Origin of the sequence: Victivallis sp. Marseille-Q1083 (genome assembly GCF_903645315.1) — a bacterium.
Lineage (GTDB): Bacteria > Verrucomicrobiota > Lentisphaeria > Victivallales > Victivallaceae > UMGS1518.
Window position 1 is genome coordinate 2,864,639 of sequence record NZ_CAHJXL010000001.1, and the last position, 15,389, is coordinate 2,880,027.

Below are 15,389 nucleotides of genomic sequence, written 5' to 3' on the forward strand. Positions count from 1 at the left end.
CGGCGAATTCCAGCTTTGCTTAAAATCCGGGTAATTCCGTGGTTTTTTGACGGGAAACGGTCCTGTCTTTGCTGTTTCACGATTTTTTGGGATGATTCTGCTTACAAATAAAAAATCTTTCAAGGCTATTCATAATTTATTGGCTTTCCTGTTAAGCTGATATTAATTTTATTCTATTTTTTTAATTGCGAGGGATGGATTGAGATGTTACAGAAGCTCCAAAATGGTGAAATCAAAGTTGCGCTGATCGGTCTGGGTTATGTCGGCTTGCCGTTGGCGGTTGAATTCGGCAAGAAGTTCGACACGGTGGGCTTCGATGTGAAAGCGGAACGTCTGGAATCGTTGCGCCACGGTGTGGATACGACGCTGGAGACTTCACCCGCAGATCTGAAAGCCGCGAAATATTTGAAATATTCCTGCAATCCGGAGGATTTGAAAGACCGTGATGTTTTCATCGTGACGGTGCCGACCCCGGTGGATCAGTACAATCGTCCGGATCTGACGCCGCTGTATAAAGCGAGCGAAACGGTCGGCAAAGCGATGAAACCGGGTGCGGTCGTCGTTTACGAAAGTACCGTTTACCCCGGCTGTACCGAAGAGGAATGCGTTCCGGTCCTGGAAAGGTTCAGCGGTTTGAAATACAATGTCGATTTCTTCTGCGGTTACAGTCCGGAACGGATCAATCCGGGCGATAAGGAACATACGCTGACCAGGATTTTGAAAATCACTTCCGGCTCGACGCCGGAGACTGCCGAACTGGTCGATGCGTTGTATAACCGCATTCTGCAGAGCGGCACCCACCGGGCCAGCTGCATCAAGGTTGCCGAAGCGGCGAAAGTGATCGAAAACTCTCAGCGCGACCTGAACATCGCCTTCGTCAACGAATTGGCGAAAATCTTTCATCTGATCGGAATCGACACCAGCGAAGTGCTGGAAGCGGCCGGCACCAAATGGAATTTTCTGAAATTCCGGCCTGGCCTGGTCGGCGGCCATTGCATCGGCGTCGATCCTTATTATTTGACCCACAAGGCGCAGGCGCTGGGATATCTGCCTGAGGTGATTCTGGCCGGCCGCCGCATCAACGACGGCATGGGCAAATATGTGGCGACCGAGGTGGTGAAACTGATGATCAAAAAGGAACAGAAGGTGGCCAATGCCAAAGTGTTGGTGCTGGGGATCACCTTCAAGGAAAATTGTCCGGATATCCGCAATTCTCATGTGGTCGATGTGGTGCGCGGTCTGGAAGAGTTCGGCTGCCGGGTCGATATTTATGACCCCTGGGCCGATCCGGGAGAGGTCAGGCACGAATACGATCTGGATTCGGTCCGGGAGCTGTCGGCACTGAAACCCGGCGAGTACGATGCCATTGTGCTGGCCGTTTCCCACCGCCAGTTTGCGACGCTCGATTTCCGCCGGTTTCAGAAATCGCATGCCGTGGTTTTCGATATCAAGGGGCTGCTGCCCAAAGAAGCGGTGGATGGACGGTTGTAAATGATGAAAAAGCGAGTTGAAAATTCCCGAATCCTGGTGACCGGCGGCGCCGGTTTCATCGGTTCCAATCTGGTGGAAACGCTGTTGGCCCAGAACAACGAAGTGGTGGTTCTGGACAACTTCATGACCGGCAGGCGGGAAAATCTGGCTCCGTTCGCCTCGCATAAGGCTTTCGCCTTGATCGAGGGCGACATCCGGGACATGGCGGTGTGCCGCCAGGCGGTCGACGGCGCCGATTATGTGCTGCACGAAGCCGCATTGGGATCGGTGCCGCGTTCGATCAAAGATCCGATGACATCGACGGAAGTGAATATCAGCGGCTTTGTCAATCTGCTCTTTGCGGCGCAGGAAGCGAAAGTCAAACGTTTCGTCTATGCGGCGAGTTCTTCGACTTACGGGGACAGCAAGAGCCTGCCCAAAGTGGAAGACAAGATCGGCCGGCCGTTGAGCCCGTATGCGATCACCAAATATGTCGACGAGCTGTTCGCCGAGAATTTCAGTAAGACTTACGGGATTGAAACGATCGGGCTGCGGTATTTCAACGTGTTCGGCCGTCGGCAGGATCCGTACGGCGCCTATGCGGCGGTGATTCCGAAGTTTGTGATGAGTCTGATGAAACATGAAAGTCCGGTGATCAACGGGGACGGCAGTTACAGCCGGGATTTTACTTACATCGATAATGTGATCCAGGCCAATCAGTTGGCGTTGCTGGCGGATCGGCCGGAAGCGGTCAACCAGGTTTACAACGTGGCCTTCGGCGAACGCACGACCTTGAATCAGCTTTTCAAATATCTGCGCGAATATCTGACGGAATTCGATCCGGAGATAGCCAAAGTCGAGCCGCAATACGGTCCCAACCGCGCCGGCGACATTCCGCACAGTCTGGCCTGCATCGACAAGGCCAGGAAGCGGTTGGGGTATAAGCCGGAATATAATATGCGTCAGGGCTTAAAGTTCGCTACTCGGTGGTATTTCGAAAATCTATGAGTTTCTGTTTCCATTTTTAATGTTTCGGCGAATAAATCGGTTTGCACTTCTCGTGATCATTCTACGGAAACCATAAGCGTAATTCTGGGTATTTGTAATCATTTGCAGGATCTGGATAGTGTCATCGGTCATTACTTAATCCAAGCAGCAATTATTCTGATTTAAGAGCTGCAAGGAATGACGATGTGTTTTGGATATATTGTGCTATAAAATCAAAATCCAACTTTTGAGAGGCTTTTGGTTTACGATCTCCGATTCATGCGGAAATATATAAACCAAAGATATCACACGACAAGAAATTATAAACCATCGCCGCGATAGCTATTCCGTTCACAATGAAGAAAAAAGTGTTCTGTGTCCTGCGCTCGTTAGGGGCTGGAGGAGCCCAAAAAGCTCTTACTTTTGTTGCCAACCTATTAGCTGCAACAGATGATTATGAAGTTCATTTGATTACTTTGTATCAATCTACATCATCTTTGACTTTGGAACCATCCATAAAAGTTATTTATGGACCATATTCTAAAGATGAATTTACCAACAGTTCCTTTTGGGGCAGAAAGAAAAAACAAATTCAGAATCTAATCTGGATTCACAAGATCATAAAGAACAGCAAACCAGATCTCATGATCGTTTTTTTAGCGGATCTTGTTTTCCTATGCAAGATGGCGATGTTTGGTTTGAGAATTCCATTTATTGCATCAGAGCGCGGAACGCCACAGAATTTTTCTTTTCTGCAAAAAATTAGGTATTGTTGGGGGTATTTGCTGGCAGATGTAGTTGTTTTTCAAACGAAACGGCAGCAGCAGTATTTTTCGTCTGCGATTCAGAAAAAAAGTTACATTATAGAAAATGCAATTACCATAAGGAATGATGATGCCAGAAACGTAAATAATCAAGTTACGAGAAATCCATATTTTATGGCCGGTGGAGCGCTTTCTTCGATTAAGGGGTTTGATATTGCAATACTTGCCTCCGAACTTGTTACCGCAAAGTTTCCGGACTTCCAATTACATATTTACGGTGATGGCCCCGAGCGTCAACATCTTCAACAAATGATATTTGAACACCATCTTGAACGGAATGTTATACTGAAGGGCGAAAAAGATAATATTTTTGAACATGCAAATCGATATTCCGGTTTTCTGCTTTCCAGTCGCAGCGAAGGAATTCCGAATGTGCTTTTGGAAGCAATTTTAACGGGACTTCCTGTCGTTGCTACGGATTGTCTATCCGGTGGGCCGCGGACAATTCTGAATGACGGTAGAAGAGGGGTTTTGATTCCGACAGAAGATCCGGAGAAAATGGCTCAGGGTATTATTTCTATTTTATCGGATCCAGAACAGTCGCAGAAGATCGCATTATCCTGCCGTGAAGAATGCAAGCAACAATTCGGACCAACAAGAATAGCCCAAAAATGGATAAATCTCGTCAAAAAGATTTTGGAATAATGATTAAGAGAGTTTTGATCTGTTTGTATTCAGTTGTACATACCGGATATTTAAATTTATGTTGGTTTTTACAATTCCAGATTTGTAAAAATACGCAAAAATCATCAATTTCCGGGAGTAAAGATGTTTCATCCTTACCCTTTAAGCATGCACTTTATCTAGTTCCGCACGCAGATGATGATCTGATCAGCGGTTGGTCATTTCTAAAACGTAACAGAGAGCGTATCTCTCTATTCTATTGTGGTTTTACGGGATCTAGAACGGATGAGAAAAACCGGAAAATCAGAAGAAATGAATTTGTGCAATACTGTACGAAAAATGATTTTTATTTTATTGAATCAAATGGTAATTATGCAAAAGAAATTGATCAAATCCTGAAAACTAAACAATACGATGCGGTTTTTTTGCCTTGTTATCTGGACTGGCATAAAGAGCATCGACAGTTGGATGAAATGTTGGAAAAGATTGATTTGAATAATTTACAAATCATTTGGTATTCCGTAACTGTTCCTCTGACCGCTCAAGTCAACAACGCCTGTTCTCCCATGACGGAACAGGAACAGAAAGAAAAATGGATACAGTTCAAACAAACATATCGTTCACAATGTATGCCGATCATGCGGTTGAAATATCAGGAAAGGCTTACTGGGATGCAGTTGGGATATTTTGCAGTGGAATCATTTTATATTTTCCCGGATACAGAGGCATTTCTATGTTTAATGAACAAATTTCATAAAATAAATGAAGTTACACCATTTGATTGTTTGAGTGAAAAAATCAATAATCTTTCCAAAATTCGTCAGTTTGTAGCAGAAAAATTTGTATTGGATTTTGATCATGCCATCAGCAAGTAAACTTGTTGTCAATTCTGTTTTATATTCCTTCAGCGGAATTTTATCAAAATGTTTGGGATTTTTTCTTTTACCGGTATACACTTTTTACCTTTCCCCTGCGGATTACGGGATCATCAATTTGCTTTTGAGCTTTGTCAGTATGTGTTCATATTTTGTTCTTCTCTCACTTGATTCTGGATTGATGCGTTATTTCGCTGAATATAGAGATCAGCCGCAAACCCTGCGGCGTTTATACGGAAGCTTGATTTTAGTTGTTTTCAGCTGTTACCTTCTGTTTGTAATTATACTTATTCTATTCCGTGATTGGTTTGATGAAACGTTTTTTAAGGGGATCGCATTTCTTCCGTATGTTGTGATCAGTCTATTGATCTTAGGGGGCAGCGCTACTTTTACACTGCACAGACGGTATTTGGAGGCTTCGCAACAGGGGAAAAAATTAGTTTCCATATCTGTTTTTGCGACTTTTCTGACGGCAGGGACAGCACTTTCTTTTTTGGCGTTATTTCATTGGGGAGCCAAAGGTATGCTTCTAGCCACATTGACATCAGAAGGATTTTATCTTTGTTATATGTTTTTTGATATTATTCGCAATAAACTTGCTGTATTTTGCTTTGATATGAAACTGATAAAAGAATGTCTTGCATATTCTCTTCCTATTATACCGCATAATATGTCTGGATATATCGGAAACTTCCTTTCCCGCCTGTTTTTGAAAAATGCCGACAGTCTGGCTTCTCTCGGGATTTTCAGTGTCGCTTTGCAAATAGCGTCGGCGCTAGAAACAGTACAAGACTCCTGTGGGCATGCGTATCGTCCATGGTTGAATGAAACTTTGAAAAACAGGGCTTCGGATATGAAGCAGAAAATCAGTGATATATCGAAACTTTTGATTTGCTGTTATTGTATCTTGTATCTTGGTGTGGCTGTTTTTTCGATGGAAATAATTGTGATTATGGTAAGTCCCGCTTTTTGGGGAGCATGGAAAATCGTGGTTGCAATGACCATGGTATATTCATTTTATTCACTGTATTATTTTTATATTTACCAAGCATTTTATTATAAAGAAACGGCTCGCAAGATATTCATAGTTTCCATTATGGGAAGTATTGTCATGATTCTTGTAACTTACTTTTCCGTTCCGTACTTAGGGATATGGGGAAATGTAGCGGGGATGTTTGTCAGTATCAATATCAGATGGCTAGGAATTCGTCTCCTTCTGCGAAATATGGAAAAAATCGGGTATAATATCAAGTATCTGCTGAGCAGTATCTTATCTTCATGTTTTTTCATTATACTGGGTATAATTCCGGCATTTCTGTTAGAATTTCGAGGGATCTGTTTTTACTATATTGTATATAAATGTGCGATAATAGGGGTATTTGTCCTGGGCCTTTATTTTGTCAACAGGAAGTTCTTTGAAACGATTGGATTGAAAAATCTGATCTGGAATTATTTATCAAAAAAACTCCATGTATTCAGGATGAAAGGTGCTTGATGAAAAAAATAGGTCTTTTGACATTTCATGAATCGGACAATTTCGGGACATGTTTGCAGGCTTTTGCCCTGCAGCATACGCTCAAGAAAATATCGGGTTGTCAAGTTGAGTTGCTTCGTTATTACAGAAGTAACGTCGTTCGAAAAAGCAAGTTCAATAAACTTCAGGAACTGTTGCGGTTACTTTTTCAGTGGAATTTTATTTCAATTTTCTGGATTATCTTCGGACGGAAAAAGATTCAACGGCTGAAAAAACGTTTTCGTGAATACAGAGAGAAGTATTATTCTTACAGTGCGGTGACTTACAGAGAGTATCAGAATTTCTGTGAACATGAGGATGATTATGATGCATATGTTGTCGGAAGTGATATGGTTTGGTCACAAGACCGGGCGACACCATTAAGTCTGTATTTTCTGAAATTTGCCCAGACGTACAAAAAGATTGCATATGCACCAAGTATTGGCTCTTTACACATAGCAGAGGATTTACTGCCGGAATATAAAAAATGGCTTTCCGATTTCCCATATATTTCGTGCCGGGAAAAGTCTGGCTGTGATTTGATTTTTGACTTAACCGGCAGGAAAGTTCCATTGGTGGCTGATCCGACACTGCTGATTTCCGCAGAGGAATGGAATGATATTTTCCGGTTAGAGAAGAGTTATAAAGCACCTGAAAGTACATTGACTCTTTTGTCATATCTGTTCGATGGAGTGCCCAAAGGAAGCAGGAAAACATTAGAGGACTTTTGTAAAGCAAATCACATGTCCCAGACAATAATCCCGATGTCCCCTTATGAGCATTTTTACAGTAAAAATGAACTGCTTGATCCCACGGAATTTGTAGATTTGATTCGAAAAAGCAGTTTGGTCCTGACTAACTCATATCATGGACTTGTTTTCAGTATCATCTACCGTAAACCGTTTTGTGTTCTTGCACGTCCGGCGAATGCCCATTGGGTACAATTTGAAGAGCGTCTCACTGGGTTGTTGCGGTATTTGCATCTTGAGAACCGCCGCATTTCTAATATTTCCGAGCTTACGACGGCTCATCTGACATTAGACTACAGTACAATAGAGCCTCTTCTTCTGGATTTTATTGCTTCGTCCACGGAATTTCTTCGTTCCTCTTTGCGTGATTCGGAGGGTAGCAAATGACCAAACAAGAATATCGTCATTTTTGTGAGGTGGAAGTTTTCCGGTTTCAAAAGAGTTCTTTTATAAAAGATTTTTTGAATAAAATCTTTTGTTTGTATTTTTCTCCTTCAACCCGAGCATGTTATCTGATCCGGAAAATGCAGTTTTTATACCATCGTGGCATGATAGGAAAAATTCGTTCTAAATTTCTGGAAAGAAAAATATTCAAAGAATTCGGAATTTTAATAACGCCCCATACAAAAATCGGGATAGGATTTCATTTACCACATCCACATGGAATTGTGATTGGTCATGCTGTGCATATTGGGAAAAATGTTTCAATCTATCAGGACGTCACACTGGGTGGAACACGCATTGGAGACAGTAAACTCAACAACCAACCGAATATCAGTGACGGCAGTATTATCTTTGCTGGAGCAAAAGTTTTGGGTGGTATAGTATTGGCCGAATTCACAGTTGTTGGCGCCAATGCTGTTTTGCTTTCAAGCACAGAAGCGAGTGGTGTCTATGCTGGAATTCCTGCGAAACTGGTGAAAAATAATGCGGCTCAAAAATAACATAACGGAGATTGAGCGGAAGGATTGTACCGGGTGTGGAGCATGTCAGGCGGCTTGTCCCGTGGATTGCATTGTCATGAAACCGGATCCAGAGGGATTTAGCTGTCCCTCTTTAGTGCCGGAGAAATGTTTGAACTGTGGAAAATGTTTGACAGTCTGCCATACACGGATTGCAGTTTTAAACGAAAATGATCTACCTCGGTCATATATTGTTCAAGCGAAGGATCACGAACACATAAAATTGAGTTCTTCAGGAGGTGTTTTTGCCGAAAGTGCGCGGTATGTGATTGAACAACTTCAGGGGGTTGTATATGGTGCTGCATTTGATGAGACAATGAATGTTGTCCATGAGAAAATAGAAACGACTTCAGGGATCGGCAAGTTGCAGAATTCGAAATACGTACAAAGCAGAACAGACCATTGCTTTGAGGAAATTCGCCGATTCTTGGAGAATCACAGAATCGTTCTTTTTTCCGGCGTCCCCTGTCAGGTGGCTGGATTGAAGGCATATCTTGGCAAAAATTATCCGACATTGCTGACAATGGATCTGATTTGCCATGGAGTAGCCAGTCCAGAATTTTTGCAACGGTCTTTTGAGGAGCTGTCAAAGCAGTATGACAGTCCAATCATATCTTGCCTTTTTCGGACACGTCGCGGATTTCACGCCAAACGGACATTATTTCGAAGTCGAATTGGGTTCCAAAACGGAAAAATCCTTGAGCGCAATCATTCATATGATCCTTATTATTCCATCTATTTGAAGGGAGTCGGTTTTCGAGAAGCCTGCTACAGATGTCGCTATACTTCACTGAATCGTACAGGAGATATCACAATAGGCGATTGCGACAGTCATAATCTTTATCCATCGTTTTGTCCAGAGTATTCCAATTCCGCCGTTTTGCTCAATACGCAGAAAGGGATCGAACTGTGGGAAAAAATTTCGGCGTATTTTGTATTTCAACCTATTGATCCTCTGCGAGAGCAGCAGTGCAATAAACAGCTTCTTTCGCCCTATCCCAGGCCATTGGAACGGGATGGTTTTTATGAACGACTGAAAGAAATGACATGGAGGGAAGTATCTTCCGGTTTTGCCCGTCCATTTACAGTAAAAGCCCGGATCAGAAATTTTCTGACCGGATATCTGGCGATTGCTTGGGTTGCTAAGTTGAAAATTTTTTTCAGATAAGACGTCATGAGATCATCTTTAAGTGAAATTTTTTCTATCCGTTGTCTGAGTTCTTTGTTTTTCGTATTCACTCTGTTTGGATATAACTTCATTACCAGCATGCTGGGCAGATTTGTCGGGAATGAATCCACAGTGATTACGACACCGTTTCGAGTTTTTTTACTTCTGCTGTCGTTTTATTTGATTTATTCTTCAATGTCCTCTCAAGCGGATATCAATAAAGAAAAAGTACTTACCGCTAACAATTACTTTTTCCTTTGTATTTATGCCGTATATGTTCTTAAAATTTTCTTTGATTTATACTTTGATGAACCAGCAAAAGCAGGGCAGTATTACTGGACAACAGAAAAATATCTGTGGTTTGTGATGATTCCAGGAGTTTTAACGATTATTTTAACCATCAGGTATATTGATTATGCATTGGTTTTGAAGATGGCGTTGTTTGTCTGTTTTTTCGGAAATGTAGCCTCTTTGTTCAATATGAATTTTCAGGGAGGCCAGAACATGGGGCGCATGCAGATCGGTGAAAATATCCAATTATTGAACTCGATTTCTCTTGGACAATTTGGGACATCTGCCGCGCTTCTTGGGATCTCTCAGTGGAACAGGAAATCAAATATCCGGATTTTCAAAATATTTATCGGAATACTGATTATACTGGGATTGATTCTAATAGCTAAAGCCGGATCACGGGGACCAATAATTTCTATGGCAGTACCTGTTCTTGTCTATATTTCGGCAAGGCAAAAGAACCCTCTGTTTGGATTTATAGTCTGTGGACTAGTTGGGCTGTTAGGTTATTTATTTATTGACTATATTTTCCAATTGATTTCTTATATTTCCCCTGTATTAGAAAATCGCTTTCAAAGGACTTTGCTGGAAGGCGATTTGGGCCGAGAACAACTTTTTAATGATGCGTTACAGGAATTTTATAAATATCCTTTGGGAGGAGGGTATTTTATGGTTCCTTATCGTTGTTATTCTCACAATATGATTTTGGATGCATTTATGACATTCGGAATTTTTGGAGGTTGTATTTTTGCGATCATGCTTCTATTGAGTGTGGTGCATGCTTATAAGGTTATGCATGCAGAATATTCAGATAGTCAATGGATTAGCTTGATCTTTCTGCAGTTCCTGTGTGCCAATATGACCTCTGGAGCTTTTTATATTAATATGCCATTGATTGCCACCATTATCATTTTGTTTACACTTCCGATTTTAAGCCGTAACGATCTGAAAACAGAAAACAGATAGCAAACGCATGAGGTATTTTCAGATATTTCAACACCACAGGAATCTGTTTCTATGCCTGATATTACCTTCCATATTGCTTTGGGGCGCAGTAATCAGACTTCTAAACTGGCATTTCTATCCGGTTCCCTGTCGGGATGCGTTTTTCTATGAAAATATGATAGAGCAATGGGAGATGACGAAGTCAATTCCCATTATGACACAGTCAATGCGTGCCAACGATATTCCGCCTCTGGCTATTTATTTAATGAAACTGCCCCGCATGTGGTTTCCTTGTGATATTATAACAGGCGGAGTTATTATAAATATATTCCTGGGAATTTTCTTGATATATATAATCTGGCAGATTGCTCTACAGATTTTTCAGTCTAAATTTCTGGCCGGAATGGCGGCTTTATTGGCAGCATCGAATCCTTTTCTGGTTGAGTATTCCACCCAGATGACCAGAGAGATCCCGTATTTGTTTTTTGCCAGTTGTACGGTTTTGTTTTTTGTACGTTTCTGGCAGAAACAAAAATGGTACGATATCATTTGGGCTGGAATCTCATGTTCATTGTCTTATTTATGCAGGCATGAAGCATTTGAACTGTATTTCATTTTAGGTATGATCTGTTTCTTCCTCTGCATTGGTAAGATAATATCATGGCAAAAAGCCGCTGTTTCTATCCCCGTATTTTTGACTTCAGGACTTATTAGCCTATTGCTTTGTTCCTGGCTAATCGGCTGCCCTATAGAATATTATTATGGAGCATACTCTAAGATGAAAGTCGCAATCGGTTGGTTCATATGATAATGACGCTGCAGAAAATCACAGAAGTGCTGTTTTTTCCCATTTCCTTTTCATGTCTGGTCGGTTTTTTCTTTTGTTTTTACAAAACGAAACAATCATTGTTACACATTTGTCTTTATACGATTCTCTCCTTTATGATAATTTGGCGAGGCTTTTATGGAATTATTTCTGAAAGATATTGTTGTATTTTTCTTATTCCTTGTATTATTATTGGAGTATTTGCCTTATCAAAACTCCATCAATTACTACACCGATATCATTTTTATCCGAATTTGATCATATCAGTTCTTTTTTTCCTTTGTATCGGAACTCAAATCGCAAAAGTTTTTCATCCTTTTCCCAAGGCATTTCTCTTGGATCTGGGAAAAGAGATAGAAGAACGTCAGATAAATGATCATGGCTGTGCATGGTTTATCTATGACAGCGAGTACAGAAGGCTTGGTGGAAGCAAATACCCTTTTGTTTATCCTTTATCAAAAGAACAGCAAGGAGAGGAGAACTTAAGCGATATCTTTGAGCAATATCGTTATTGGGGAAAAGCTGTTTATTTCATTTTGCCGGAAGATACCGATAGCCCTTTCTTAACGGAACAGAAACTTGTTTTACCGCAAGGGACTTCATTGAAAATGGAAATTTTTTATTTCTCCAACCGGGAAAAAAGTAAACGTTTGACATTATACCAATACCTTCCGGTTTCTCTGCCTCTTGTTGAAAATATCACAGAGACTTCCGGAGAAAAAGAGAATCTGATTGAGAATGGAAATATGGAAATAATGATGTCCTCGGATATTCTCAGAAAACGCCTTAAAAGATGGATTGATGACGGTGCAGTTTTTTACGATTCGAATTCAATAATGCTCCCTGAATATCAAATACTTTTACCGACATGGAATACACTGAAAGAGTATCCTGAAGTCTTTGCGGATTCAAACTGTCCCATTGAAGGCAACTATTCCCTTCACATACGATTTAAGGGATTGGGGGCAATATATCTTATGCAAAAAATTCCAGCCTGTCCAGGCGTATTAACCTTTAAGATCAAGAATTCAGAAAAAAGTTCTGCATTACGTCTTTTTCGCTATGATTATGCTTCAGATGGCAAAATGCAGTATCCGAAACAAGTCTATAATTTCTATATTTCGGATAATCAGAGCCGTATTGTCTATCTTAATTTGAAAGACAGTGATTATTTAGGTGAAGAAACCTTGTTTGTGTTAGAGGGAAATGACTGCGATTTTCTACTGGATGATGTATCTTTTTTCAAGTTCAATAGGGAAATATAGTTCTCCACAGTTCTGTATATTTGGATTGGCTCCCGGAACAGATATTGAGAAGGTTGCGCCTGGAAGTAACACGTTTGTAATATGCATTATGCATTTATGACATCTCATTTAGGAAAGCGTATAAATTATCAGTCCATTTACAACTTTTGACGCAAAGATCGTACGAATAGTGGTCGCCTTTATTTTATTACTTTTATGGACTTGACTTCGTTGTGGGGGCTTTCACAATGGCTTATTGTTGGAAGATATCAAAAAACTCAAATCAAAAATGTAAATTTCAAATTATCTTTCTAATAGGTTTAATGTTATATCTGTTACGCTTTATCGGTACAATGACAAAAATGGATACGAATTTTTCATTGTTCCGTTTTTTTTGGCAACAATAGTTTTTCGCATTGTAAATTTAAAATAAATTGAAATATTTTATTTGTAGGTCAATGAATAATAGATGAATAAAAATTCACATCTACCCAAAATTGCTATTATACAACCTCTTATTCCCCATTATCGTCAAGAATTTTTTTCAGGGATTCGAAAGGTATATAACACGGATTTATACTGCTTTGAATCTACATCACAATCAGAAAATATGGGTTTTTTCCAAACCGAATCAAATTATTTGCAATTGAAAAAATGGAATGTCGGTCCAATTTATTTTCTGTCTATTTTTCCTTTACTGACTCGTCAATATGATGTGATTATCATCTTGGCAGCTATCAAATCTCCCAGTGTTTGGATTCTCTTACTGATCATGAAATTCTGCAAATGTAAAACGATTTTATGGGGGCATGGTATTTCCCTTCCCCGGTATCTGAAGGAATCAAGGAGAATTCATTACATCAGACGCCTTTTCTATTCGTTGGCAGATATGGGATGGCTCTATACAGAAAATGAATGCCATTTGTGGCAAAAAAGTATTTCCCGAAAAAAATTTATCGCCTTAGGTAACACAATTTCAGACGTCGAAAGAATCACAGCTTTGCCATTGCATAAATTTTCCACTGATTTGCAAAAAAAATATGGTATTAAAACCCGATGCAATTTTATTTTCTGCGCTCGCTTTTCAAGTCCGCAACGCCATCCTGAGTTGCTGATTCAGTTGATTGAACTCTTGGATCCTGAACAATATGGTTTTATTATCATTGGAACAGGTCCATATAAACCTGAGTTTTCTTGTTATAAAAATGTTTATGATTATGATGCTGTGTATGATTCTCAAGTCAAAGATGAACTGTTCTCCATTGCCGACATTTATTTCCAACCGGCTTGGATTGGGTTGTCATGTGTGGAGGCTATGGCTTATGGTAAACCTATTTTGACTTTTCAACGTACCGAGGACCTTCACCAGGGAGTGGAGTTTTTCTATATTCAAGATGCAAAATGTGGAATTATAATCCATTCCTTGGAGGAGGCTCTCCAAGAAATCCGTAAGTTGTCTATGGAACAGATTCAACTGTTGGGTGCGCGAGCTAAAAATTATGTAAAAGCTAACCTGACCATGGCTCAAATGATAAGGCGAGCTAATGATTCTATCGCGGACTTGTTGCAATTGATGTAATTTCCACACTGGTATTTTAAGAAAACATTTTTTACAAAATACTGAAGGTACAAAGCTTCTCTATTTAGGTTTATGTCGCGGCAGCGGGTATTATCATCGGTAGTGAATAAAGAAGAATTTCTAATGGTACGAATCTTACAGATTAATGTCACAGCCAACAATGGTTCCACAGGCCGCATTGCTGAAGGAATTGGCAACGCGATACGCGATGCGGGGTTTGAGAGTCGGATTGCCTGGGGACGGGTAGGACGCGATTCGTCGAGCCGGTTAATACAGATCGGGAACCACTGGGATTGCCGATGGCACGGGCTGGAATCCCGTCTGTTGGACAATCACGGGCAGGCATCGCGACATGCAACTGGCGAACTGATTCGGCAAATGGAGGCGATCAAGCCGGATATCGTCCATTTGCACAATATTCATGGTTATTATTTGAATTATCCGACGTTATTCCAGTATTTGAGTAAAAAAGATATTCCAATCGTATGGACCCTGCATGACTGCTGGAGTTTTACCGGACATTGTACTTATTTTGATTATATTGGCTGCAACAAATGGCAAACCGGATGTAATAATTGCCCTCAAGGAAACAGTTATCCCGCCAGTTGGCTTTTTGACCGTTCGCGACAAAACTGGATTGATAAGAAACATTTTTTTACCATGCCGCGTCGAATGACTCTTGTACCGGTTTCGCGTTGGTTGGCCGAGCTGGTTCAGGGGTCTTTTCTCAACCGATATCCATTTCGGGTAATTCACAATGGTATCGATATCAGGAACTTTCGGCCACATAATTCAGAAGCCGTCAAAGAAAAATATGGTTGGCAAAGGGAGAAAATTCTACTGGGCGTCGCTTCGGTTTGGAGTTCACGCAAGGGACTGGCCGATTTTGTGAAGCTGGCTAATATGTTGCCTTCGCCCTATCGGCTCGTTCTCGTCGGCCTCAGCAAAAAACAGATGCGAAGACTCCCTGAAAATATGACGGCAATTCCTCGTACCGAATCAATTGCCGAATTGGCCGAACTCTATTCCGTTGCCGAGGTTTTCATCAACCCGACTTGGGAAGATAATTTTCCGACGACCAATCTGGAATCGATAGCCTGCGGAACTCCGGTCATTACCTACCGAACTGGAGGTAGCGTAGAGTCAATAAGGCCGGATACCGGCATTATTGTCGAACAAGGTGATTTAGGCGGGGTGCTTAATGCTGTGAATTATACCACAAAAAACGTTGAAAATTGCCGGAATTATGCGTTGAAGCATTTTCGCCAGGAAGATCGTTTCCTGGAATATGTTAAACTGTATCAAGAAATTTTACAGATAAAATAGAGGTAT

13 protein-coding genes are annotated in these 15,389 nt (G+C 40.9%); all 13 read left to right on the forward strand.

All coding sequences use genetic code 11. The annotated features are described in order from the left end of the window. Positions 1-204: 204 nt before the first annotated feature. On the forward strand, positions 205-1,491 hold the full coding sequence (gene tviB, locus HWX74_RS11790) for a Vi polysaccharide biosynthesis UDP-N-acetylglucosamine C-6 dehydrogenase TviB (RefSeq protein ID WP_176012329.1): 1,287 nt from the start codon (positions 205-207) through the stop codon (positions 1,489-1,491). Positions 1,492-1,494: 3 nt separating this feature from the next. After that, positions 1,495-2,478 carry an SDR family oxidoreductase gene (locus tag HWX74_RS11795; RefSeq protein ID WP_176014592.1) on the forward strand — a complete coding sequence of 328 codons (984 nt, stop codon included), beginning with the start codon at positions 1,495-1,497 and terminating at the stop codon, positions 2,476-2,478. A gap of 335 nt (positions 2,479-2,813) precedes the next feature. Beyond that, positions 2,814-3,926, forward strand: a complete 1,113-nt coding sequence (locus tag HWX74_RS11800; protein ID WP_176013728.1) for a glycosyltransferase — start codon at positions 2,814-2,816, stop codon at positions 3,924-3,926. After that, entirely contained in the window at positions 3,893-4,780 is an 888-nt protein-coding gene (locus tag HWX74_RS11805) for a hypothetical protein (protein WP_176013729.1), read from the forward strand. The genes HWX74_RS11800 and HWX74_RS11805 overlap by 34 nt, the downstream gene beginning before the upstream one ends. Beyond that, a complete protein-coding gene (locus HWX74_RS11810; protein ID WP_176013730.1) occupies positions 4,764-6,275 on the forward strand; it encodes a lipopolysaccharide biosynthesis protein in 1,512 nt (503 codons plus the stop codon). The genes HWX74_RS11805 and HWX74_RS11810 overlap by 17 nt, the downstream gene beginning before the upstream one ends. Continuing rightward, positions 6,275-7,429, forward strand: coding sequence for a polysaccharide pyruvyl transferase family protein (locus tag HWX74_RS11815; protein ID WP_176013731.1), 1,155 nt, complete (start codon positions 6,275-6,277; stop codon positions 7,427-7,429). The genes HWX74_RS11810 and HWX74_RS11815 overlap by 1 nt, the downstream gene beginning before the upstream one ends. After that, entirely contained in the window at positions 7,426-7,986 is a 561-nt protein-coding gene (locus HWX74_RS11820) for a serine O-acetyltransferase (protein ID WP_176013732.1), read from the forward strand. Before HWX74_RS11815 ends, HWX74_RS11820 begins: the two co-directional genes overlap by 4 nt. Continuing rightward, a complete protein-coding gene (locus HWX74_RS11825; RefSeq protein ID WP_303048103.1) occupies positions 7,970-9,172 on the forward strand; it encodes a Coenzyme F420 hydrogenase/dehydrogenase, beta subunit C-terminal domain in 1,203 nt (400 codons plus the stop codon). The genes HWX74_RS11820 and HWX74_RS11825 overlap by 17 nt, the downstream gene beginning before the upstream one ends. A 132-nt stretch (positions 9,173-9,304) precedes the next feature. Then, on the forward strand, positions 9,305-10,429 hold the full coding sequence (locus HWX74_RS11830) for an O-antigen ligase family protein (protein WP_176013734.1): 1,125 nt from the start codon (positions 9,305-9,307) through the stop codon (positions 10,427-10,429). A gap of 172 nt (positions 10,430-10,601) precedes the next feature. Then, positions 10,602-11,216 carry a glycosyltransferase family 39 protein gene (locus HWX74_RS11835; protein WP_217704937.1) on the forward strand — a complete coding sequence of 205 codons (615 nt, stop codon included), beginning with the start codon at positions 10,602-10,604 and terminating at the stop codon, positions 11,214-11,216. Further along, the gene (locus HWX74_RS11840) at positions 11,213-12,499 is read left to right on the forward strand and encodes a hypothetical protein (protein WP_176013736.1); all 1,287 of its coding nucleotides are present in this window, start codon (positions 11,213-11,215) and stop codon (positions 12,497-12,499) included. Before HWX74_RS11835 ends, HWX74_RS11840 begins: the two co-directional genes overlap by 4 nt. Positions 12,500-12,947: 448 nt before the next feature. Continuing rightward, positions 12,948-14,057: a glycosyltransferase gene (locus HWX74_RS11845; protein ID WP_176013737.1), complete on the forward strand. Its 1,110-nt coding sequence runs from the start codon at positions 12,948-12,950 to the stop codon at positions 14,055-14,057. 123 nt (positions 14,058-14,180) lie between these two features. Then, on the forward strand, positions 14,181-15,383 hold the full coding sequence (locus HWX74_RS11850; RefSeq protein ID WP_176013738.1) for a glycosyltransferase: 1,203 nt from the start codon (positions 14,181-14,183) through the stop codon (positions 15,381-15,383). The last annotated feature ends 6 nt before the right edge of the window (positions 15,384-15,389 follow it).